The 18,788-nt window shown below is 62.2% G+C and carries 20 protein-coding genes and 2 rRNA genes; 18 read left to right on the forward strand and 4 right to left on the reverse strand.

Annotated features, from left to right (window positions below):
* The 5 genes from ACQKPS_RS07165 to ACQKPS_RS07185 all read left to right on the forward strand — a co-directional run.
* A 23S ribosomal RNA gene (locus tag ACQKPS_RS07165) occupies nt 1-73 on the forward strand; the annotation flags it as partial.
* A 129-nt stretch (nt 74-202) separates the two neighbouring features.
* A 5S ribosomal RNA gene (gene rrf / locus ACQKPS_RS07170) occupies nt 203-318 on the forward strand.
* Between the two features lie 148 nt (nt 319-466).
* Nucleotides 467-1,126, forward strand: a complete 660-nt coding sequence (locus ACQKPS_RS07175; RefSeq protein ID WP_427603356.1) for a paraquat-inducible protein A — start codon at nt 467-469, stop codon at nt 1,124-1,126.
* On the forward strand, nt 1,113-1,736 hold the full coding sequence (locus ACQKPS_RS07180) for a paraquat-inducible protein A (RefSeq protein WP_027918212.1): 624 nt from the start codon (nt 1,113-1,115) through the stop codon (nt 1,734-1,736). The genes ACQKPS_RS07175 and ACQKPS_RS07180 overlap by 14 nt, the downstream gene beginning before the upstream one ends.
* Nucleotides 1,729-4,029, forward strand: coding sequence for a PqiB family protein (locus ACQKPS_RS07185; RefSeq protein WP_254483042.1), 2,301 nt, complete (start codon nt 1,729-1,731; stop codon nt 4,027-4,029). The genes ACQKPS_RS07180 and ACQKPS_RS07185 overlap by 8 nt, the downstream gene beginning before the upstream one ends.
* A 210-nt stretch (nt 4,030-4,239) precedes the next feature.
* Here the strand turns inward: ACQKPS_RS07185 and rpsT are convergent, their stop codons facing one another.
* Entirely contained in the window at nt 4,240-4,518 is a 279-nt protein-coding gene (rpsT, locus tag ACQKPS_RS07190; protein WP_003247625.1) for a 30S ribosomal protein S20, read from the reverse strand.
* A gap of 250 nt (nt 4,519-4,768) precedes the next feature.
* On the opposite strand from rpsT, the gene murJ reads away from it, so the two are divergent.
* The 6 genes from murJ (at nt 4,769) to ispH (ending at nt 12,104) form a co-directional block, all read left to right on the forward strand.
* Entirely contained in the window at nt 4,769-6,307 is a 1,539-nt protein-coding gene (gene murJ / locus ACQKPS_RS07195; RefSeq protein ID WP_427603359.1) for a murein biosynthesis integral membrane protein MurJ, read from the forward strand.
* A 118-nt stretch (nt 6,308-6,425) separates the two neighbouring features.
* Nucleotides 6,426-7,376 (forward strand): bifunctional riboflavin kinase/FAD synthetase, encoded by a 951-nt coding sequence (ribF, locus tag ACQKPS_RS07200; protein WP_427603361.1) that lies wholly within the window; start codon nt 6,426-6,428, stop codon nt 7,374-7,376.
* Complete coding sequence (ileS, locus tag ACQKPS_RS07205) at nt 7,373-10,204, forward strand: isoleucine--tRNA ligase (RefSeq protein ID WP_254483045.1); 2,832 nt, start codon at nt 7,373-7,375, stop codon at nt 10,202-10,204. The genes ribF and ileS overlap by 4 nt, the downstream gene beginning before the upstream one ends.
* On the forward strand, nt 10,197-10,712 hold the full coding sequence (lspA, locus tag ACQKPS_RS07210) for a signal peptidase II (RefSeq protein ID WP_054886101.1): 516 nt from the start codon (nt 10,197-10,199) through the stop codon (nt 10,710-10,712). The genes ileS and lspA overlap by 8 nt, the downstream gene beginning before the upstream one ends.
* A complete protein-coding gene (fkpB, locus tag ACQKPS_RS07215; protein ID WP_103445784.1) occupies nt 10,705-11,142 on the forward strand; it encodes an FKBP-type peptidyl-prolyl cis-trans isomerase in 438 nt (145 codons plus the stop codon). The genes lspA and fkpB overlap by 8 nt, the downstream gene beginning before the upstream one ends.
* Nucleotides 11,143-11,156: 14 nt before the next feature.
* Entirely contained in the window at nt 11,157-12,104 is a 948-nt protein-coding gene (gene ispH, locus ACQKPS_RS07220) for a 4-hydroxy-3-methylbut-2-enyl diphosphate reductase (RefSeq protein ID WP_254483047.1), read from the forward strand.
* Nucleotide 12,105: 1 nt separating this feature from the next.
* Here the strand turns inward: ispH and ACQKPS_RS07225 are convergent, their stop codons facing one another.
* Nucleotides 12,106-12,585, reverse strand: coding sequence for a GspH/FimT family pseudopilin (locus ACQKPS_RS07225; RefSeq protein WP_254483048.1), 480 nt, complete (start codon nt 12,583-12,585; stop codon nt 12,106-12,108).
* A 109-nt stretch (nt 12,586-12,694) separates the two neighbouring features.
* Between ACQKPS_RS07225 and ACQKPS_RS07230 the strand changes: the two genes are divergently transcribed.
* Genes ACQKPS_RS07230 through thiO form a run of 5 tightly spaced genes read left to right on the forward strand, consistent with a single transcriptional unit; the run spans nt 12,695 to nt 15,518 of the window.
* Nucleotides 12,695-12,877 (forward strand): prepilin-type N-terminal cleavage/methylation domain-containing protein, encoded by a 183-nt coding sequence (locus tag ACQKPS_RS07230; protein ID WP_254483049.1) that lies wholly within the window; start codon nt 12,695-12,697, stop codon nt 12,875-12,877.
* Nucleotides 12,874-13,506 (forward strand): PilW family protein, encoded by a 633-nt coding sequence (locus ACQKPS_RS07235; RefSeq protein WP_254483050.1) that lies wholly within the window; start codon nt 12,874-12,876, stop codon nt 13,504-13,506. Before ACQKPS_RS07230 ends, ACQKPS_RS07235 begins: the two co-directional genes overlap by 4 nt.
* A complete protein-coding gene (locus ACQKPS_RS07240) occupies nt 13,503-13,976 on the forward strand; it encodes a hypothetical protein (protein ID WP_427603365.1) in 474 nt (157 codons plus the stop codon). The genes ACQKPS_RS07235 and ACQKPS_RS07240 overlap by 4 nt, the downstream gene beginning before the upstream one ends.
* A 1-nt stretch (nt 13,977) precedes the next feature.
* Nucleotides 13,978-14,367 (forward strand): type IV pilin protein, encoded by a 390-nt coding sequence (locus tag ACQKPS_RS07245; RefSeq protein ID WP_283725423.1) that lies wholly within the window; start codon nt 13,978-13,980, stop codon nt 14,365-14,367.
* A gap of 53 nt (nt 14,368-14,420) precedes the next feature.
* Entirely contained in the window at nt 14,421-15,518 is a 1,098-nt protein-coding gene (thiO, locus tag ACQKPS_RS07250) for a glycine oxidase ThiO (RefSeq protein WP_427603367.1), read from the forward strand.
* Nucleotides 15,519-15,572: 54 nt separating this feature from the next.
* On the opposite strand, the gene ACQKPS_RS07255 is transcribed toward thiO, so the two are convergent.
* A complete protein-coding gene (locus tag ACQKPS_RS07255; RefSeq protein WP_159412196.1) occupies nt 15,573-15,797 on the reverse strand; it encodes a PP0621 family protein in 225 nt (74 codons plus the stop codon).
* Between the two features lie 93 nt (nt 15,798-15,890).
* Nucleotides 15,891-16,910 carry an outer membrane protein assembly factor BamD gene (locus ACQKPS_RS07260; RefSeq protein WP_176510280.1) on the reverse strand — a complete coding sequence of 340 codons (1,020 nt, stop codon included), beginning with the start codon at nt 16,908-16,910 and terminating at the stop codon, nt 15,891-15,893.
* A 147-nt stretch (nt 16,911-17,057) separates the two neighbouring features.
* Between ACQKPS_RS07260 and rluD the strand changes: the two genes are divergently transcribed.
* Both rluD and pgeF read left to right on the forward strand, forming a co-directional pair.
* Nucleotides 17,058-18,020: a 23S rRNA pseudouridine(1911/1915/1917) synthase RluD gene (rluD, locus tag ACQKPS_RS07265; RefSeq protein ID WP_027918228.1), complete on the forward strand. Its 963-nt coding sequence runs from the start codon at nt 17,058-17,060 to the stop codon at nt 18,018-18,020.
* Entirely contained in the window at nt 18,017-18,757 is a 741-nt protein-coding gene (gene pgeF, locus ACQKPS_RS07270) for a peptidoglycan editing factor PgeF (protein ID WP_254483058.1), read from the forward strand. Before rluD ends, pgeF begins: the two co-directional genes overlap by 4 nt.
* Nucleotides 18,758-18,788: the final 31 nt, after the last annotated feature.

Consider the following 18,788-nt stretch of genomic DNA (forward strand, 5'->3'; position numbering starts at 1 on the left):
TTGATAGGTTGGGTGTGTAAGCGCTGTGAGGCGTTGAGCTAACCAATACTAATTGCCCGTGAGGCTTGACCATATAACACCCAAGCAATTTGCTAGCGCAGATTGCGGTGGTGAAGATGACACGAACCGAAAGTTCGCAACCACAAATTCACATATCCGAATTAGCCAAGAGTGTTCAACGGACATTCTGGCAACAGAATTTCTTGACGACCATAGAGCATTGGAACCACCTGATCCCATCCCGAACTCAGCAGTGAAACGATGCATCGCCGATGGTAGTGTGGGGTTTCCCCATGTGAGAGTAGGTCATCGTCAAGATTCATTTCGCAAAACCCCTATCTGCGCATGCAGGTAGGGGTTTTGTCTTTCTGGATCATTTCTGGGCCCCTGCCAAGCATTAGCCGTCTCCCACATTTCGAGCCAGGAACACTAGAATAGAGCCGACGTACCTATTCAGAATCTCGATATGCCCGATCCCGTTCAAACCCAAGCCTTGGAGCAGTTGCCATTGGGCCAACTGGTCGCCTGTCACGAGTGCGACCTGCTGATGCGCAAGCCGGTGCTGCAGCATGGCGAAAAAGCCCAATGCCCGCGTTGTGGCTACGAGTTGTATGCCCACAGGCACAATGTGGTCAACCGCAGCCTGGCCTTGGTGTTGACGGCCTTGCTGCTGTTCATACCGGCCAACTTCCTGCCAATCATGCAGTTGCACCTGCTCGGCCAGACTTCGGACGATACTGTCTGGAGTGGTGTGTTGGGCCTGTACAACTCAGAGATGCGCGGCGTTGCCGTGGTGGTGTTCCTTTGCAGCATGGCCATTCCACTGCTCAAGCTGCTGTGCCAACTGGCCGTGTTGTTGAGCATTCGCCTCAATGTGGGGCGTGATTACGGGCTGGTGTTCTACCGCTTTTATCACCACCTGCGTGACTGGGGCATGCTCGAGGTCTATTTCATGGGCGTGTTGGTGGCAATCGTCAAACTCGTGGATCTGGCCGAACTGACCATTGGCCTGGGTCTGTTCTGCTTCATCAGCCTGTTGCTGGTCCAGGTCTGGCTCGAAGTGGTGATGTCGCCACACCAGATCTGGAGTGCGTTGTCAGGGGAGGATCTACATGCGGGCGATTGATGCAGGCATCCTGGTCTGCAATGAATGTCATGAGCTTAACCGTCAGGATGCAGAGAGCGACTCGCAAACCTGTACGCGCTGCGGTGCCGTCGTGCACGCGCGGCGACCCAACAGCATCATCCGCACCTGGGCGCTGTTGATCACCGCCTCGATCCTCTACATCCCGGCCAACCTGTTGCCGATCATGACGGTCAGCACCTTGGGGCAGGGGAGTGGCGACACCATCATGTCCGGCGTCATCACCTTGCTCAAGCACGGCATGTTGCCAATTGCCGCCGTGGTGTTCATTGCCAGCATTCTGGTACCTACCTTCAAGCTGGTGGGTATCGGCCTGTTGCTGTATTCGGTTCAGCGTCGCCAGCCGCTGTCAGCAAGGCAACGGATTCTGATGTACCGCTTCATCGAGTTCATAGGGCGCTGGTCCATGCTGGATATCTTCGTCATCGCCATTCTGGTGGCAGTGGTGAATTTCGGCCGTATCGCCAGTGTCGAAGCCAACCTGGGCGCTGTCGCCTTCGCTACTGTGGTGATCCTCACGATGCTTGCTGCTTTAACTTTCGATCCCCGACTGATCTGGGATAACACGGAGTCGGATGACGACCATGAGTGACATGCCAACGGCCAAAACCCGCCCTGCCTCCAACTGGTCGGCCATCTGGATTCTGCCGCTGATCGCGCTCATGATCGGTGGCTGGTTGGCCTGGCAGGCCTACCGCGACGCTGGCGTGGAGATCGAAGTCCGTTTCGAGACCGGCGAAGGAATCGTCGCCAACAAGACCGAGGTGATCTTCAAGGGCATGCCTGTCGGCAAGGTGACGAAACTTGTGCTCGATGCCAAGGGCGAGAACCAGGGGGTGATCGCTACCATCGAGATGAACAAGGCCGCCGAGCCGCACCTGACCAAGGGCACGCGGTTCTGGCTGGTCAAGCCAAGTGTCAGCCTGGCGGGTATTTCAGGCCTGGAAACACTGGTATCCGGCAATTACATCGCGGTCAGCCCGGGGGAAGGGGAACCGACCAAGCGCTTTACCGCGCTGAAGGTCGCGCCACCGCTGTCAGACAGCGAGCCTGGCCTGCACCTGACCCTCAAGGCCGATCGCCTGGGCTCGCTCAATCGGGACAGCCCGGTGTTCTACAAGCAGATCCAGGTTGGCCGGGTGAAAAGCTATCGGCTGTCCGACGATCAGGGCACTGTCGAGGTCAAGGTGTTCATCGAACCGGCCTACGCCAGCCTGGTGCGCAAGCACACGCGTTTCTGGAATGCCAGCGGCATCAGTATCGATGCTGATCTGTCAGGTGTGAAGGTGCGCAGCGAGTCGCTGTCTAGCATTGTGGCGGGTGGCATTGCCTTCGCTACGCCGGAGTATCGCAAAGACAGCCCGCCGACTGACCCGAGCCTGCCATTCCGCTTGTATGAAGACTTCGACGCGGCCCAGGCGGGTATCCGTGTCAAAGTGAAGCTGAGCGACTATGAAGGCCTTCAGGCCGGCCGTACGCCAGTCATGTACAAGGGTATCCAGGTCGGCTCGTTGAAAACCCTGAAGATGGAAGACAACCTGGCCAGCGCCACTGCCGAGCTGACGCTGGACCCGCTGACTGAGGACTATCTGGTCGAAGGTACGCAGTTCTGGGTGGTCAAGCCGTCTATTTCCCTGGCTGGCATCACCGGCCTGGAAGCGTTGGTAAAAGGTAACTACATCGCCATTCGCCCCGGCGAGAAGGGCGCCAAGCCACAGCGCGAATTCGAAGCCAGGGCCAAGGCGCCGCCGCTGGACCTGAAGGCCCCAGGCCTGCACCTGGTGCTGTTCGCCGACACCCTGGGTTCGCTCGAGATCGGCAGCCCGGTGATGTATCGCCAGGTCAAGGTGGGCAGCGTGCAGAGCTACCAGTTTGCCCGCAACAGCAAGCGTATCCTGATTGGTGTGCACATCGAGAAGGAGTACGAAAACCTGGTCAACGGCTCCTCGCGTTTCTGGAACGTCAGCGGTATTACCCTGACGGGCGGACTGTCCGGCATCAAGATCAAGAGTGAGTCGTTGCAGACGCTCATGGCGGGTGGTATCGCCTTCGATACGCCAACGCCCAACGTTGCGCTTAAGCGACGTATTCCGCGCTTCCGTCTGCTGGAGAGCCAGGAGGCGGTAAACCGCACGGGCACCTTGGTGACTATCCGGGTGGATCGGGCCGATGGCCTCAAGCCAGGTACGCCAATTCGCTTCCGTGGGCTGGATGTCGGCAGCGTCGAAAGCGTGGACCTGACCAAGGACCTGCAAGCTGTTGTACTGCGGGCGCGTATCACCGAAGCGGCGGATCGCATTGCCCGAACAGGCACGCAGTTCTGGGTGGTCAAGCCGCAACTTGGGCTGGTGCGTACCGAGAACCTCGATACCTTGATTGGCGGCCAGTACATCGAAGTGCAGCCAGCGGTGAAGGACAAGGGGCCGCAGCGTGATTTCATAGCGCTGGGCGAGGCGCCTGAGGTTGCAGGGGAGGAAGTCGGCCTGCCGTTGACCTTGAGCGCACCGCGCCGTGGTTCGATCAAGCCGGGCGTGCCGGTCACCTATCGCGAGGTGGCGGTGGGCAAGGTAACTGGTTTCGAGCTCGGCCAGACTGCGGACCGTGTGTTGATCCACATCCTGATCGAGCCGCGTTACGCCGCCCTGGTGCGCGGTGGTAGCCGGTTCTGGAACAGCAGTGGCTTCGGCTTTGACTGGGGCTTGTTCAAGGGCGCCACGGTGCGTACCGAGTCGCTGCAAACACTCATCGACGGCGGCATTGCCTTTGCCACCCCCGAGGGCGAGCAGATGGGCAACCCGGCCCGGCCGCAGCAGACCTTCGCCTTGTTCGACCAGCCAGAGGACGCCTGGCTGCAGTGGGCGCCGAAGATCCAGATCGCGAAGTAACTGTAGGAGCGGCCTTGTGTCGCGATCGGGCTGCGTAGCAGCCCCAGGATGTCAGCTTCGCATCCAATGTAGCTGGGGCCGCTATGCGGCCCTTTCCGACCGGTCCGGCGCCCCGGTAAGGCCGCTCCTGCATGAATGCGATGTATCAGCAAGAAATCGCAGGCATAAAAAAACCGACCCTAGGGCCGGTTTTTTCGACAAGAACGTCGCTTAGGCAGCTGCAGCTTCTTTCAGTGCCTTGATGTGGCCATTCAGACGGCCTTTGTGGCGAGCAGCTTTGTTCTTGTGGATGATGCCTTTATCGGCCATACGGTCGATTACAGGCACAGCCAGAACGTAAGCGGCTTGCGCTTTTTCGGCGTCTTTTGCGTCGATGGCTTTAACTACATTCTTGATGTAGGTGCGGACCATGGAACGCAGGCTGGCGTTGTGGCTGCGACGCTTCTCAGCCTGTTTTGCACGTTTCTTGGCGGAAGGTGTGTTGGCCACCGTCGAGCTCCTCGAAAGACTTTAGGTAAATAGCAAACAAAATAGGCCGCGAATCATGCCGATGAGTCGACCGGATGTCAAGGCCACCTGCAGGGTTCCGCCGAGTGGTGCAGCAACAGGCGGGAAATATTCCTTTCTGCCGTGCTACCTGTAAACTCGGGAATTTTTGGCTCCCCTGCGAAGGCGCGGGAGTATCGCACATTCGGACGCTGTCTGGCAGCGCCCTCTGTCCCTGGCGTGAATCTTTTCGATGAATCTGCTCAAATCCCTCGCTGCAGTCAGCTCCATCACCATGATTTCGCGGGTGCTGGGCTTCGTGCGCGACACCATCCTGGCCCGAGTCTTCGGTGCCGGTATCGCCACCGACGCCTTCTTCATCGCCTTCAAGCTGCCTAACCTGCTCAGGCGGATCTTTGCCGAAGGGGCATTCTCCCAGGCGTTCGTGCCGATTCTGGCCGAATACAAGACCCAACAGGGCGAGGAGGCGACGCGGACCTTCATCGCCTACGTCAGCGGCCTGCTGACCCTGGTGCTGGCACTGGTCACGGCGGTCGGCATCCTCGCTGCACCCTGGGTGGTCTGGGCCACGGCCCCGGGCTTCGTCGACAGCCCTGAGAAGTACGCGCTGACCACGGACCTGTTGCGCGTGACGTTCCCTTATATATTGCTGATCTCACTGTCGTCGCTGGCCGGTGCGATCCTCAACACCTGGAACCGCTTTTCCGTTCCGGCGTTCACCCCGACCTTGCTGAACGTGGCGATGATCATCTTTGCCGTGTTGCTCACGCCTTACTTCAACCCGCCGATCATGGCCCTGGCCTGGGGCGTACTGGTCGGAGGCCTGGCACAGTTGCTGTACCAGCTGCCGGCGCTGAAGAAGATCGGCATGCTCGTGCTGCCGCGCATCAGCCTGCGTGACGCTGGCGTGTGGCGGGTGCTCAGGCAGATGCTGCCGGCGATCCTCGGGGTCTCGGTGAGCCAGATTTCGCTGATCATCAACACGATCTTCGCCTCCTTCCTGGTGGCCGGCTCGGTGTCGTGGATGTATTACGCCGACCGCCTCATGGAACTGCCTTCGGGCGTGCTGGGCGTGGCCCTGGGCACCATCCTGCTGCCGACCCTGGCCAAGACCTACGCCAACAAGGACCGCGAGGAATACTCGCGGATCATGGACTGGGGCCTGCGCCTGTGCTTCCTGCTGGTGCTGCCGTGCACCCTGGCCCTGGCGGTCCTCGCCGAGCCGCTGACCGTGGCGCTATTCCAGTATGGCAAGTTCACTGCCACCGACGCGGCCATGACCCAGCGCGCGCTGATCGCCTATTCGGTCGGCCTGCTGGCGATCATTCTGGTCAAGGTACTGGCACCGGGCTTCTATGCGCAGCAGAATATTCGTACGCCAGTGAAGATCGCCATCTTCACCCTGGTCTGCACCCAGCTGTTCAACCTGGCACTGATCGGCCCGCTGCAGCACGCCGGCCTGGCCCTGGCGATCAGCCTGGGCGCGTGCCTGAATGCGGGCCTCTTGTTCTGGAAGCTGCGCAGCCAGCAGTTGTTCCAGCCGCAACCGGGCTGGGCGCTGTACCTGTTCAAGCTGGTGCTGGCAGTCACGCTGATGGTAGCGGTGTTGCTGCTGGGCATGCATTACCTGCCGGCCTGGGAACAGGGCAACATGCTCGAGCGGTTCCTGCGCCTGGGCGCGCTGATCGCGGCCGGTGTGCTGACCTATTTCGGTTGCCTGTACCTGTGTGGGTTCCGGCCTCGGCATTTCGCCCGCAAGGCCCTGCATTGAAGTAGATGGCGGGTCAGACGTCGGTTTTTCACATTCCACGTCACCCCTGGGCGCTGCTGCCTGTCACCAGCGCCCGGGTGTGGTTATAATCGGCCACTTTATGAGCAAGAAGCGCGTTATGCAGCTGGTTCGAGGTCTTCACAACCTGCGCCCCGAGCACCGGGGCTGTGTCGCCACCATTGGCAACTTCGACGGGGTTCACCGCGGCCACCAGGCGATCCTGGCGCGCCTGCGCGAGCGCGGCCAGGAGCTGGGCCTGCCGACCTGCGTTGTCATCTTCGAGCCACAGCCGCGCGAGTACTTCGCCCCGGACACCGCGCCCGCGCGCCTGGCGCGCCTGCGCGACAAGGTAGAGCTGCTGGCCGACGAAGGCATCGACCGGGTGCTGTGCCTGGCATTCAACCAGCGCCTGAGCAAGCTCAGCGCCGATGCATTCGTCAAGGCAATCCTGGTCGACGGCCTGGGTGTGCGCCACCTTGAGGTAGGCGACGACTTCCGCTTCGGCTGTGACCGTGCCGGTGACTTCGCCTTCCTGGTCGCTGCCGGCAAGCAGTACGGGTTTACCGTCGAAGCCGCCAACACGGTGATCCAGGACGGCCTGCGGGTCAGCAGCACCGAAGTGCGCAAGGCGCTGTCCGCGGGCAACTTCGAGCTGGCCGAGCACCTGCTGGGCCGCCCATACCGTATCAGCGGCCGTGTGCTGCATGGCCAGAAGCTGGCTCGCCAGCTGGGCACGCCAACCGCCAACATCCAGCTCAAACGCCGCCGCGTGCCGCTGTCCGGGGTCTACCTGGCCAGTATCGACATCGACGGCAAGGCCTGGCCGGGTGTGGGCAACATTGGCGTGCGCCCCACGGTGGCCGGTGACGGCCGCCCGCACCTCGAGATACATCTACTGGATTATGCCGGCGATCTGTATGGCCGGCGCCTGACGGTGGAATTCCACCACAAGCTGCGCGAAGAGCAGCGATTCGCCTCCCTGGAGGCGCTGAAGTCGGCGATCGATGCGGATATCGCCGCCGCACGTGCACATTGGCACGCTCAACCGCTAACGAAGAGCCTGAAATGACCGACTACAAAGCCACGCTAAACCTTCCGGACACCGCCTTCCCCATGAAGGCCGGCCTGCCTCAGCGCGAACCGCAGATCCTGCAGCGCTGGGACAGCATTGGCCTGTACCAGAAGCTGCGCGAAATTGGCAAGGATCGTCCAAAGTTCGTCCTGCACGACGGCCCGCCCTATGCCAACGGCAAGATTCACATCGGTCATGCGCTGAACAAGATCCTCAAGGACATGATCGTCCGCTCCAAGACCCTGTCCGGCTTCGACGCGCCGTACGTGCCCGGCTGGGACTGCCATGGCCTGCCAATCGAGCACAAGGTCGAGGTCACCCACGGCAAGCACCTGACTGCCGACCGCACCCGCGAGCTGTGCCGCGAGTACGCCGCCGAGCAGATCGAAGGGCAGAAGGCCGAGTTCATCCGCCTGGGCGTGCTGGGCGACTGGGACAACCCGTACAAGACCATGAACTTCGCCAACGAGGCTGGTGAAATTCGTGCCCTGGCCGAGATGGTCAAGCAAGGTTTCGTGTTCAAGGGCCTCAAGCCTGTGAACTGGTGCTTCGACTGCGGTTCGGCCCTGGCTGAAGCCGAAGTCGAATATGCCGACAAGAAGTCCCAGACCATCGACGTGGCTTTCCCGGTCGCCGACGAGGCCAAGCTGGCTGCCGCCTTCGGCCTGGCGTCGCTGGCCAAGCCTGCCGCCATCGTGATCTGGACCACCACTCCGTGGACCATCCCGGCCAACCAGGCGCTGAACATCCACCCGGAGTTCAAGTACGCCCTGGTCGACACCGGCGAGCGCCTGCTGGTGCTGGCCGAAGAGCTGGTCGAGTCGTGCCTCAAGCGTTACAACCTGGAAGGCACGGTGATCGCCACCGCGCAGGGCTCGGCACTGGAACTGATCAACTTCCGCCACCCGTTCTATGACCGCCTGTCGCCAGTCTACCTGGCTGACTACGTCGAGCTGGGTGCCGGCACCGGCGTTGTTCACTCCTCGCCAGCCTATGGTGAAGACGACTTCGTCACCTGCAAGCGCTACGGCATGGTCAACGACGACATCCTCACCCCGGTGCAGAGCAACGGCGTGTACGTCGAGTCGCTGCCGTTCTTCGGCGGCCAGTTCATCTGGAAGGCCAACCCGGCAATCGTCGACAAGCTGAGCGAAGTCGGCGCGCTGATGCACACCGAAACCATCAGCCACAGCTACATGCATTGCTGGCGCCACAAGACTCCGCTGATCTACCGCGCCACTGCGCAGTGGTTCGTCGGCATGGACAAGCAGCCGAGCACTGGCGAGCCTCTGCGCGAGCGCGCGCTGAAGGCCATCGAAGACACCAAGTTCGTCCCGGCCTGGGGCCAGGCGCGCCTGCATTCGATGATCGCCAACCGCCCGGACTGGTGCATTTCGCGTCAGCGCAACTGGGGCGTACCGATCCCGTTCTTCCTGCACAAGCAGACCGGCGAATTGCACCCACGCACCGTCGAGCTGATGGAAGCGGTAGCCAAGCGCGTCGAGCAAGAGGGCATCGAAGCCTGGTTCAAGCTCGATGCCGCCGAGCTGCTGGGTGACGAAGCCGGCCAGTACGACAAGATCTCCGATACCCTGGACGTCTGGTTCGACTCCGGTACCACCCACTGGCACGTGTTGCGTGGCTCCCACGACATCGGCCATGCCACCGGCCCGCGCGCCGACCTGTACCTGGAAGGTTCCGACCAGCACCGCGGTTGGTTCCACTCGTCGTTGCTGACCGGTTGCGCCATCGACGGCCACGCGCCGTATCGCGAACTGCTGACCCACGGCTTCACCGTGGACGAAAGCGGCCGCAAGATGTCCAAGTCACTGGGCAACACCATCGAACCGGAAAAGGTCAACAACACCCTGGGTGCCGACATCCTGCGCCTGTGGGTTTCGGCGACCGACTACTCGGGCGAGATGGCGGTTTCCGAGCAGATCCTGCAACGCAGCGCCGATGCCTACCGCCGTATCCGCAACACCGCGCGCTTCCTGCTCTCCAACCTGTCCGGCTTCGACCCGGCCCGTGACCTGCTGAAGCCGGAAGAAATGATCGCCCTGGACCGCTGGGCGGTGGACCGTACCCTGCTGCTGCAGCGCGAGCTGGAAGAGCACTACGGCGAGTACCGCTTCTGGAACGTCTATTCGAAGATTCACAACTTCTGCGTACAGGAGCTGGGCGGCTTCTACCTCGACATCATCAAGGACCGCCAATACACCACTGGCGCCAACAGTGTCGCCCGCCGTTCCTGCCAGACCGCGCTGTTCCACATCAGCGAGGCACTGGTGCGCTGGATCGCGCCGATCCTGGCGTTCACCGCCGATGAAATCTGGCAGTACCTGCCGGGCGAGCGCAACGAGTCGGTGATGCTCAACGGCTGGTACCAGGGCCTGAGCGAGCTGCCGGAAGGCACCGAGCTGGACCGCGCTTACTGGGATCGCGTGATGGCTGTCAAGGCCGCGGTCAACAAAGAGCTGGAAAACCAGCGTACCGCCAAGGTCATCGGCGGCAACCTGCAGGCCGAAGTCACCCTGTTCGCCGAGGAAAGCCTGAGTGCCGACCTGAGCAAGCTGGGCGACGAACTGCGCTTCGTGCTGATCACTTCGGCCGCCAGCGTAGTGCCGTTCGCCCAGGCGCCTGCCGAAGCCGTGGCCACCGAAGTCGAAGGCCTCAAGCTGCAGGTGGTCAAGTCCGGTCACGTCAAGTGCGGCCGTTGCTGGCACTTCCGCGCCGACGTCGGCAGCCACCCGGAGCACCCGGAAATCTGTGGCCGTTGCGTCGACAACCTGACCGGCTCGGGTGAGGTGCGCCACTATGCCTAACCCTGCAGCAGGGCGCTTCGGGCGCCTTGCATGGCTGTGGCTGAGCTTGCTGGTCCTGGTCCTCGACCAGGCCACCAAGCTGTACTTCAACAACGCCCTGACCATGTACCAGCAGATCGTCGTCATCCCGGACTACTTCAGCTGGACCCTGGCCTACAACACCGGTGCCGCCTTCAGCTTCCTCGCCGATGGCGCTGGCTGGCAGCGCTGGCTGTTCGCCCTGATCGCCGTGGTGGTCAGTGCGGTGCTGGTGGTATGGCTCAAGCGCCTGGGGCGCGGCGAGACCTGGCTGGCGGTGGCGCTGGCATTGGTACTGGGCGGTGCGATCGGCAACCTGTACGACCGCATCGTGCTCGGCCATGTGGTCGACTTCATCCTGGTGCACTGGCAGAACCGCCATTACTTCCCGGCCTTCAACCTGGCCGACAGCGCCATCACCGTTGGTGCGGTGATGCTGGCGCTGGATATGTTCAAGAGCAAGAAGTCCGAGGATCCGGTCCATGACTGACACCCGTATCGGCCAGAACACCGAAGTCACCCTGCACTTCGCGCTGCACCTGGAAAACGGCGACACCGTCGACAGCACGTTCGATAAAGCGCCGGCCACCTTCAAGGTCGGCGACGGCAACTTGCTGCCGGGCTTCGAGAGCGCCCTGTTCGGCTTCAAGGCCGGTGACAAGCGCACGGTGGTGGTGGCCCCGGAGAACGCCTTCGGCCAGCCCAACCCGCAGAACGTGCAAGTCATGCCGCGGTCCCAGTTCGAGGGCATGGAGTTGTCCGAAGGGCTGCTGATCATCTTCAACGATGCCGCCAACACCGAGCTGCCTGGTGTGGTCAAAGCATTCGATGACAATCAGGTGACCATCGACTTCAATCACCCACTGGCTGGCAAGACCTTGACCTTCGAGGTGGAGATCCTCGAGGTCAAGGCCCTGTAAGCCTGGAGCCGAGCATGCAAATCAAACTCGCCAACCCGCGCGGCTTCTGCGCGGGGGTCGACCGGGCGATCGAAATCGTCAACCGTGCGCTGGAAGTGTTCGGCCCGCCGATCTATGTGCGTCACGAAGTGGTGCATAACAAGTTCGTGGTGGAAGACCTGCGCAATCGTGGGGCCATCTTCGTTGAAGAACTGGATCAGGTGCCGGACGATGTCATCGTCATCTTCAGCGCCCACGGCGTATCCCAGGCCGTGCGCCAGGAAGCCGCTGGCCGTGGCCTGAAGGTGTTCGACGCGACCTGCCCGCTGGTCACAAAGGTGCACATCGAAGTGGCCAAGTACAGCCGCGATGGTCGTGAGTGCATTCTCATCGGCCACGAGGGGCACCCGGAAGTCGAAGGCACCATGGGGCAATACGATGCCAGCAACGGCGGCGCCATCTACCTCGTCGAAGACGAAGACGATGTTGCCCAGCTGCAGGTGAATGACCCGGACCATCTGGCCTTCGTCACCCAGACCACGCTGTCGATGGACGACACCAGCCGTGTCATCGATGCCCTGCGCGCACGCTTCCCGAACATCGGCGGCCCGCGCAAGGACGACATCTGCTACGCCACGCAAAACCGCCAGGATGCCGTCAAGCAGCTGGCCAGCGAAAGCGATGTACTGCTGGTGGTTGGCAGCCCCAACAGCTCCAACTCCAACCGCCTGCGCGAGCTGGCCGAGCGTATGGGCACCCCGGCCTACCTGATCGATGGCGCCGAGGACATGCAGCGTGCCTGGTTTGAGAAGGCGGCGCGGGTGGGCATCACTGCCGGTGCTTCAGCCCCCGAAGTGTTGGTGCAAGGTGTGATCGAACAGCTCAAGGCCTGGGGCGCTACTGGCGCCGAAGAGCTGGACGGCCGGCCGGAGAACATCACGTTCTCCATGCCCAAAGAGCTGCGGGTTCGCTCGCTGATCTGAGTCAGCGGCCTGCGCACAGAGAGTCTGCTGTCTCATCTGCGCGCAGGTCCACTCGTCCTGCCCTTGATACCACTACCTGGTATTTGCTGATCGCAGCAGACCCCTCACATACGCCCAGCGTCGCACCAATTCGTCCTACCGGCATGCCTAAGGCACTGAATTTCACCTGTCCCGTGGTGTTTTCGACAATTCTCATTGGACGCGTTAGCCGGTGTTCGCGCAGCACTTGCTGATTGTGTTCGAGCTGAACTGTCCACCCCTTGCCCCAATCATTTTCCAGCGGTCGCACAAGCACAGGCTGGCCTTGCAGCATGGCGTGGCTGCGTGCGCTGCGCAGTGCCTGGGCCAGATCCCGGGCTGCCGCAGCTCTGTGCAGGTCATCGCTCAACCTGGCGTAGGCCGGCATGCCGAGTTGTGTCAGCAAGGCGGCCATGGCCAGTGCAAACATCATTTGAATCAGTGTTACGCCACGTTGCTTCACCGTGCAATCCTCCCTGGACGTGCTTGGCTATAGCTTCACGGTCGTTGGACATGAGGTCCAGACGTCCAAGTTCAAGGTAGTTGCGGGAAAAGTCGCAGGAGGTGCAAGGATGCACAAGAAACAGCGGGGCATGACGCTTTTGGAAGTGCTGTTGGCGGTAGTTGTGGTGGCAGTGGGCATGTTCGCTTCGGCCGCCTTGCAGCTCAAGGCATTGCAAGCCACCGACAGTGCGCGGCGGGAAGGGCAGGCAGCGTTGGCGGAGCACAGCGAGCACGAGCGGGGCAGGCCATGAAGCGCGTGCAAGTCGGCTTCGGGTTGCTGGAGGTGATGCTGGCGCTGGCGATCGGGCTGATGGTGTTGGTGGCTGCCGGTCAGCTGGTCGTTTCCGCCCATCAGGCATGGCGGCTTCAGGGCGCGGCGTTGCGCCTCCAGGATGACGCACGTCTGGCCTTGCTGCGCATGGCCCAGGACATTCGAATGGCTGGCATGTTCGGTTGCCTGCAACTGAGGCCCGGAGACTTTCAGGACCCGCTTGCTCGGCAGGCATTCGCGCAGCCACTGGTGATCCGCACGTCCAGCCTGGAGTTGGTGGTCGCTGAATCCGGGTACGCAGGGAAGCCGGATTGGACATTGCTGACGAACTGTCGTGATGAAGCCGTCGTGTACAAAAATCCTCCTTTGGAAACGGGCGCGGTCATGACCGTGCGGATCAGGCGCCATCGCTACGAGCTGCGCGATTCAATTCTCTATTTCAACGCTCAGCCGCTCGCCAACCATGTGCGTGAGATGCAGGTGACGCAGGTCGAAGCGCCCGAAGGGGGAAGGGTAGACCTGCGACTGACGTTGTTTGAACCGACACTGCAACTTGAGCAGCGGCATGAAATAAGCGTGGCCCTGCGCAATCTGGTTTCCAGCCCATGAACCGTCAACGCGGAATGGTTCTGCTGCTGTCGCTGGTACTCAGCCTGCTGCTGGCTTTGCTTGCTGCATCAGCCTTACGCGACGCACTGAACGAAACGCGAATGACCGGTGCCATGAGTGATGGCCTGCTGGCATTTGAACAAGCAGAGGCCGTGTTGCTGGCCGGCGTCGATGAATTGCAACGCTCACCACCGGAGCAGTGCAGCGACTGCCAAGCACCTTCACGCCCGCACGGTCTGCAAGGCCAATGGAAAAGCATCGAGGGCGGCTACTTCCACCTGCAGAACCTGGGTGAAACCGACCGTGCGGCGCATAGGCCCGAGGGCGAAAAGGTGACCTTGTACCGAATAACAGCCGTCAGCGAGCAACAGGCAGCCCGTCAGGTGCTGGAAGCCGTTTACGCCATCCCGACCGCTCAACCACAAGCCCCCCAGCGCATTCTCTGGCGACAAAGACTGAGGGAGGACTGACATGCAGCAAGGTATGAGCCTGATCGAGTTGTTGATTGTCGTGGCCGTGACCGGCATTCTGGCAGCCATTGCCTACCCCAGTTACAGCGACCAGCTCAGGCGAGCCGCACGCAGCGAAGTGGTTGGCCTGCTGCATGATGCCGCCTTGCGCCTGGAGCGCCACCGCGTGCGCACCGGCCAGTACGCCGAGGGCGACCCGCAATTGCCCGCCGCCAACCGTCATTATCGCCTGCAGGCCCAACGCGACAGCGACACCTTCACGCTGACCGCCCGGCGGCTGCCCGACGGCTTGATGGCCGACGATCGTTGTGGCGACTTCCAGCTCGACCAGGCCGGCGTGCAGAGCAATCCGGGTGCAGCGGGTAGCGGTGAACGCTGCTGGGGAAGCTGAAGGTTGAATGGTGCCCAGGCATCGCGGAATTACTTCAGGTGTTGGATCGACAGATGAGCAAGCAAGTAGTGGTGGTCGGCGGCGGGGTGATCGGCCTGCTGACCGCGTTCAACCTGGCGGCGAAGGTGGGCCAGGTGGTGGTGTGTGATCAGGGTGAAGTTGGCCGCGAGTCGTCCTGGGCCGGTGGTGGTATCGTCTCGCCGTTGTACCCCTGGCGCTACAGCCCGGCAGTGACCGCCCTGGCACACTGGTCGCAGGATTTTTATCCACAGCTGGGCGAACGCCTGTTCGCCAGCACTGGCCTCGATCCCGAGGTGCACACCACAGGCCTGTACTGGCTCGATCTGGATGACGAAGCCGAGGCGCTGGCCTGGGCCGAGCGTGAAGGGCGGCCACTCAGCGCTGTGGATATCTCCGCCGCTTACGATGCGGTGCCCGTGCTTGGCCCAGGCTTCAAGCGTGCGATCTTCATGGCCGGTGTGGCCAACGTACGTAACCCACGGCTGGTGAAGTCGCTCAAGGCGGCGCTGCTGGCACTGCCTAACGTGACCCTGCGCGAGCACTGCCAGGTCAGCGGCTTCGTTCATGAGAACGGGCGCGTGGCTGGCGTACAGACGGCTGACGCTGTGCTCAAGGCGGATGAAGTGGTGCTCAGTGCCGGCGCGTGGAGCGGTGATCTGCTGCGCACCTTGGGGCTCGAGCTGCCGGTCGAACCGGTGAAGGGCCAGATGATCCTGTTCAAGTGCGCCGAAGATTTCCTGCCGAGCATGGTGCTGGCCAAGGGGCGCTATGCGATCCCGCGTCGAGACGGGCACATTCTGGTGGGCAGTACGCTGGAACATGCCGGGTACGACAAGACCCCGACCGAGGACGCGTTGGCCAGCCTCAAGGCTTCGGCCATCGAACTGCTGCCAGAACTCAAGGATGCCACGGTGGTGGGGCACTGGGCCGGGCTGCGGCCGGGTTCGCCTGAAGGCATTCCCTACATCGGGCCGGTGCCTGGGCATGATGGGTTGTGGCTGAACTGCGGGCATTACCGCAACGGGCTGGTGCTGGCGCCAGCATCGTGTCAGCTGTTCACCGACCTTCTGACTGGGGCCGAGCCGATCATTGATCCTGCGCCTTATACGCCAGAGGGGCGTTTGGGCTGAGGGCCTCTTCGCGGGTTCACCCGCGAAAGGGCTTGAACAGGGATAGCCTCAGCCTTACCGGCCAGGCCCCTGCTGCAAGTGCGCCTGGCTGCAATACCAGTCATTACCTTGCTGCAGCGCCCGGTCGTCGGGCAGGTGCACGCCGCAGTGGGCGCAGCGCACCATCTTCAATGGTGCATCGAGCTTGGGCTCGGAGTGCGACTGCTGACTGACTTTGAACTTGCGCCACAGCCAGAACGCGGCGGCAATCAGGGCGATCCAGAAAAGTAGGCGAACCATGGTGTCCAGCTTGTTGGTTGTAGGAGCCAACAGTCTAGGGCGCGACCATAAAAAAAGGGAGGCCTCAGGCCTCCCTTTCTCATAGCGCTTGGGTCAGTCGAACAGACCAAAGGTCATGTAGCTGAACCAAGAGCGGTCTTTTTCAGCTTCCTTCGGGCCTGCCGGCACGATCGGGTCGCCGTTCTCGTCCTTCGGCAGCAGCTCTTGCGGCATCTCGTCGCGGGCGTCCTGGAACTGCTTGACCACGTCCTGGTTGGCGCGGGTTTCGCCCGGCGGCAGCGGGGTGTCGGTCTCGATCAGGCCCAGGGTCGCCTTGGACAGCCAGCCGCGGCCGTCAGACTCGGTCTGCTTGGGCTGGAACTGGCCATCGACCAGGCTCGGGTGGTCGGGGTAGTTGAGCTTGAGGGTTTCCAGGCTGGTGGCAGCCAGGTCGTCCAGGTGCATCTTCTGGTACGACTCGACCATGATAGCCAGGCCGTCGCCGACCGATGGCGTTTCCTGGAAGTTCTCGACCACGTAGCGGCCACGGTTGGCAGCGGCTACGTAGGCCTGGCGGCTCAAGTAGTAGTCGGCCACGTGGATTTCGTAGGAAGCCAGCAGGTTGCGCAGGTAGATCATGCGCTGCTTGGCGTCCGGCGAGTAGCGGCTGTTGGGGAAGCGGCTGGTCAGCTGGGCGAACTCGTTGTACGAGTCGCGGGCGGCACCCGGGTCACGCTTGGTCATGTCCAGTGGCAGGAAGCGCGCCAGCAGGCCACGGTCCTGGTCGAACGAGGTCAGGCCCTTGAGGTAGTAGGCGTAGTCGACGTTCGGGTGCTGCGGGTGCAGGCGGATGAAGCGCTCGGCGGCCGATTTGGCAGCCTCAGGCTCAGAGTTCTTGTAGTTGGCGTAGATCAGCTCGAGCTGCGCCTGGTCGGCGTAGCGGCCGAACGGATAGCGCGACTCCAAAGCCTTGAGCTTGTTCACGGCGCTGGTATAGCTGGAGTTGTCCAGGTCAGCCTGAGCCTGTTGATACAGCTCGGCCTCACTGAGGTTCTCGTCAATGACTTCCTTATTGGAGGAACAGGCCGCGGTGAGCCCGAGGATGGCGATCAGCAGCAGGTGTTTCACTTGCATGGCGGCTTGCGTCCCTTTGACGGCCGCTGTCTTGGGCGGTGCCGTCCTGTTATGATGAGCGCCCCGGCCAACCCCGGGACAAAAGAAGCCGTATTTAACCACAAGCTCGCAGCTGAAACCAAAGGCTGTGCGCCCGCCGAATCGAGCATGTCCGAGATCATTCAACTTAGCGCAGAGGTACCGTCCGAACTGGGCGGCCAACGCCTCGACCAGGTCGCCGCCCAATTGTTCGCCGAGTATTCGCGTTCGCGGCTTACTTCGTGGATCAAAGAGGGCCGTCTGACGGTCGATGGTGCCGTCGTGCGCCCTCGGGACCCGGTCCACGGCGGTTCGCAACTTATTCTGGAGGCCGAGCAAGAGGCCCAGGGTGAGTGGATCGCAGAAGATATCGAACTCGATATCGTCTACGAAGACGACCATATCATGGTGATCAACAAGCCTGCCGGGCTGGTTGTGCACCCGGCTGCCGGGCATGCCAGTGGTACCTTGCTCAACGCGCTGCTGCACCATGTGCCGGACATCGTCAACGTGCCACGTGCCGGTATCGTTCACCGCCTGGACAAAGACACTACGGGTCTGATGGTGGTAGCCAAGACCTTGCAGGCGCAGACCAAGCTGGTCGAACAGATGCAAGCGCGTAAAGTCAGCCGTATCTACGAGTGCATCGTGATTGGTGTAGTGACCGCCGGCGGCAAGATCGATGCGCCGATCGGTCGCCACGGCGGCATGCGCCAGCGCATGGCGGTAACCGACGGCGGCAAGCCGGCGGTCAGTCACTACCGTGTGCTCAAGCGCTTCCGCTCGCACACCCACGTGCGCGTGAAGCTGGAAACCGGCCGTACCCACCAGATTCGCGTGCACATGGCCCATGTCGGTTTCCCGCTGGTCGGTGACCAGACCTACGGCGGGCGCTTCCGCATTCCGCCAGCTGCCAGCCCAACCATGGTCGAGGCGGTGAAGACCTTCCCGCGTCAGGCGCTGCATGCGCGTTTCCTCGCGTTGGCCCACCCGATTACCGGTGAAATCATGAAGTGGGAGTCGCCGCTGCCGGACGACTTCGTCTGGTTGCTGTCGCTGCTCAACCAGGACCGCGAGAGCTTTATCGGATGAGTGGCCTGACGCAGTCGCTATTGTTTCCCGACTGGCCAGCCCCAGCCTCGGTTCGCGCCTGCGTCACTACCCGCGAAGGCGGCATCAGCCTGCCGCCCTATGAATCCTTCAACCTCGGCGATCACGTGGGCGATGACCCGGTCGCGGTTGCTGAGAACCGCCGTCGCCTGAGTGACGCCTTCACCATCCAGCCAGCCTGGCTCAAGCAGGTGCATGGCCTGGTGGTGGCGGATGCCGACCCGGCCGTGGTGGCCGAAGCCGATGCCAGCTGGACTGCCCAGCCTGGCATTGCCTGCACCGTGATGACCGCCGATTGCCTGCCGGCGCTGTTCTGTGATCGCGCCGGCACCCGGGTGGCCGCCGCGCATGCTGGCTGGCGCGGGCTGGCGGGCGGCGTGCTTGAGGCCACAGTGGATCGCCTGGGCGTGGCGCCTGAAGAAGTGCTGGTGTGGCTTGGGCCGGCGATCGGCCCCAAGGCTTTCGAAGTGGGGCTGGAGGTGCGCGATGCTTTTACCGCCGTGCATCCGGAAGCGGCCAGGGCTTTCGTCGACGGGGAACGGCCGGGCAAGTTGATGGCCGACATCTATGAGCTGGCGCGCATTCGGCTGGCGGCGCTTGGGGTGACGGCTGTTTATGGCGGAGGTTACTGCACGGTCAGTGATGCCCGTTTCTTCTCCTATCGCCGTACCCCGCAAGGGGGGCGTTTCGCCTCGCTGGTCTGGCTGGACCCGCGCTAGCCTGTACTGGCCTCTTCGCGGGTTTACCCGC

This window comes from Pseudomonas sp. NPDC086566 (assembly GCF_050280885.1).
Taxonomy (GTDB): Bacteria; Pseudomonadota; Gammaproteobacteria; order Pseudomonadales; family Pseudomonadaceae; genus Aquipseudomonas; species Aquipseudomonas vlassakiae.

What these genes read in the sequence shown, in the direction of transcription:
- pgeF (WP_254483058.1), top strand. Translation starts at nt 18,017, where the DNA reads ATGAGTGGCCTGACGCAGTCGCTATTGTTTCCCGACTGGCCAGCCCCA.
- ileS (WP_254483045.1), top strand. Translation starts at nt 7,373, where the DNA reads ATGACCGACTACAAAGCCACGCTAAACCTTCCGGACACCGCCTTCCCC.
- ACQKPS_RS07260 (WP_176510280.1), bottom strand. Translation starts at nt 16,910, where the DNA reads ATGCAAGTGAAACACCTGCTGCTGATCGCCATCCTCGGGCTCACCGCG.
- ACQKPS_RS07185 (WP_254483042.1), top strand. Translation starts at nt 1,729, where the DNA reads ATGAGTGACATGCCAACGGCCAAAACCCGCCCTGCCTCCAACTGGTCG.
- ACQKPS_RS07245 (WP_283725423.1), top strand. Translation starts at nt 13,978, where the DNA reads ATGCAGCAAGGTATGAGCCTGATCGAGTTGTTGATTGTCGTGGCCGTG.
- ispH (WP_254483047.1), top strand. Translation starts at nt 11,157, where the DNA reads ATGCAAATCAAACTCGCCAACCCGCGCGGCTTCTGCGCGGGGGTCGAC.
- ACQKPS_RS07235 (WP_254483050.1), top strand. Translation starts at nt 12,874, where the DNA reads ATGAAGCGCGTGCAAGTCGGCTTCGGGTTGCTGGAGGTGATGCTGGCG.
- ACQKPS_RS07180 (WP_027918212.1), top strand. Translation starts at nt 1,113, where the DNA reads ATGCGGGCGATTGATGCAGGCATCCTGGTCTGCAATGAATGTCATGAG.
- fkpB (WP_103445784.1), top strand. Translation starts at nt 10,705, where the DNA reads ATGACTGACACCCGTATCGGCCAGAACACCGAAGTCACCCTGCACTTC.
- murJ (WP_427603359.1), top strand. Translation starts at nt 4,769, where the DNA reads ATGAATCTGCTCAAATCCCTCGCTGCAGTCAGCTCCATCACCATGATT.
- lspA (WP_054886101.1), top strand. Translation starts at nt 10,197, where the DNA reads ATGCCTAACCCTGCAGCAGGGCGCTTCGGGCGCCTTGCATGGCTGTGG.
- ribF (WP_427603361.1), top strand. Translation starts at nt 6,426, where the DNA reads ATGCAGCTGGTTCGAGGTCTTCACAACCTGCGCCCCGAGCACCGGGGC.
- rluD (WP_027918228.1), top strand. Translation starts at nt 17,058, where the DNA reads ATGTCCGAGATCATTCAACTTAGCGCAGAGGTACCGTCCGAACTGGGC.
- ACQKPS_RS07240 (WP_427603365.1), top strand. Translation starts at nt 13,503, where the DNA reads ATGAACCGTCAACGCGGAATGGTTCTGCTGCTGTCGCTGGTACTCAGC.
- ACQKPS_RS07255 (WP_159412196.1), bottom strand. Translation starts at nt 15,797, where the DNA reads ATGGTTCGCCTACTTTTCTGGATCGCCCTGATTGCCGCCGCGTTCTGG.
- ACQKPS_RS07175 (WP_427603356.1), top strand. Translation starts at nt 467, where the DNA reads ATGCCCGATCCCGTTCAAACCCAAGCCTTGGAGCAGTTGCCATTGGGC.
- ACQKPS_RS07230 (WP_254483049.1), top strand. Translation starts at nt 12,695, where the DNA reads ATGCACAAGAAACAGCGGGGCATGACGCTTTTGGAAGTGCTGTTGGCG.
- thiO (WP_427603367.1), top strand. Translation starts at nt 14,421, where the DNA reads ATGAGCAAGCAAGTAGTGGTGGTCGGCGGCGGGGTGATCGGCCTGCTG.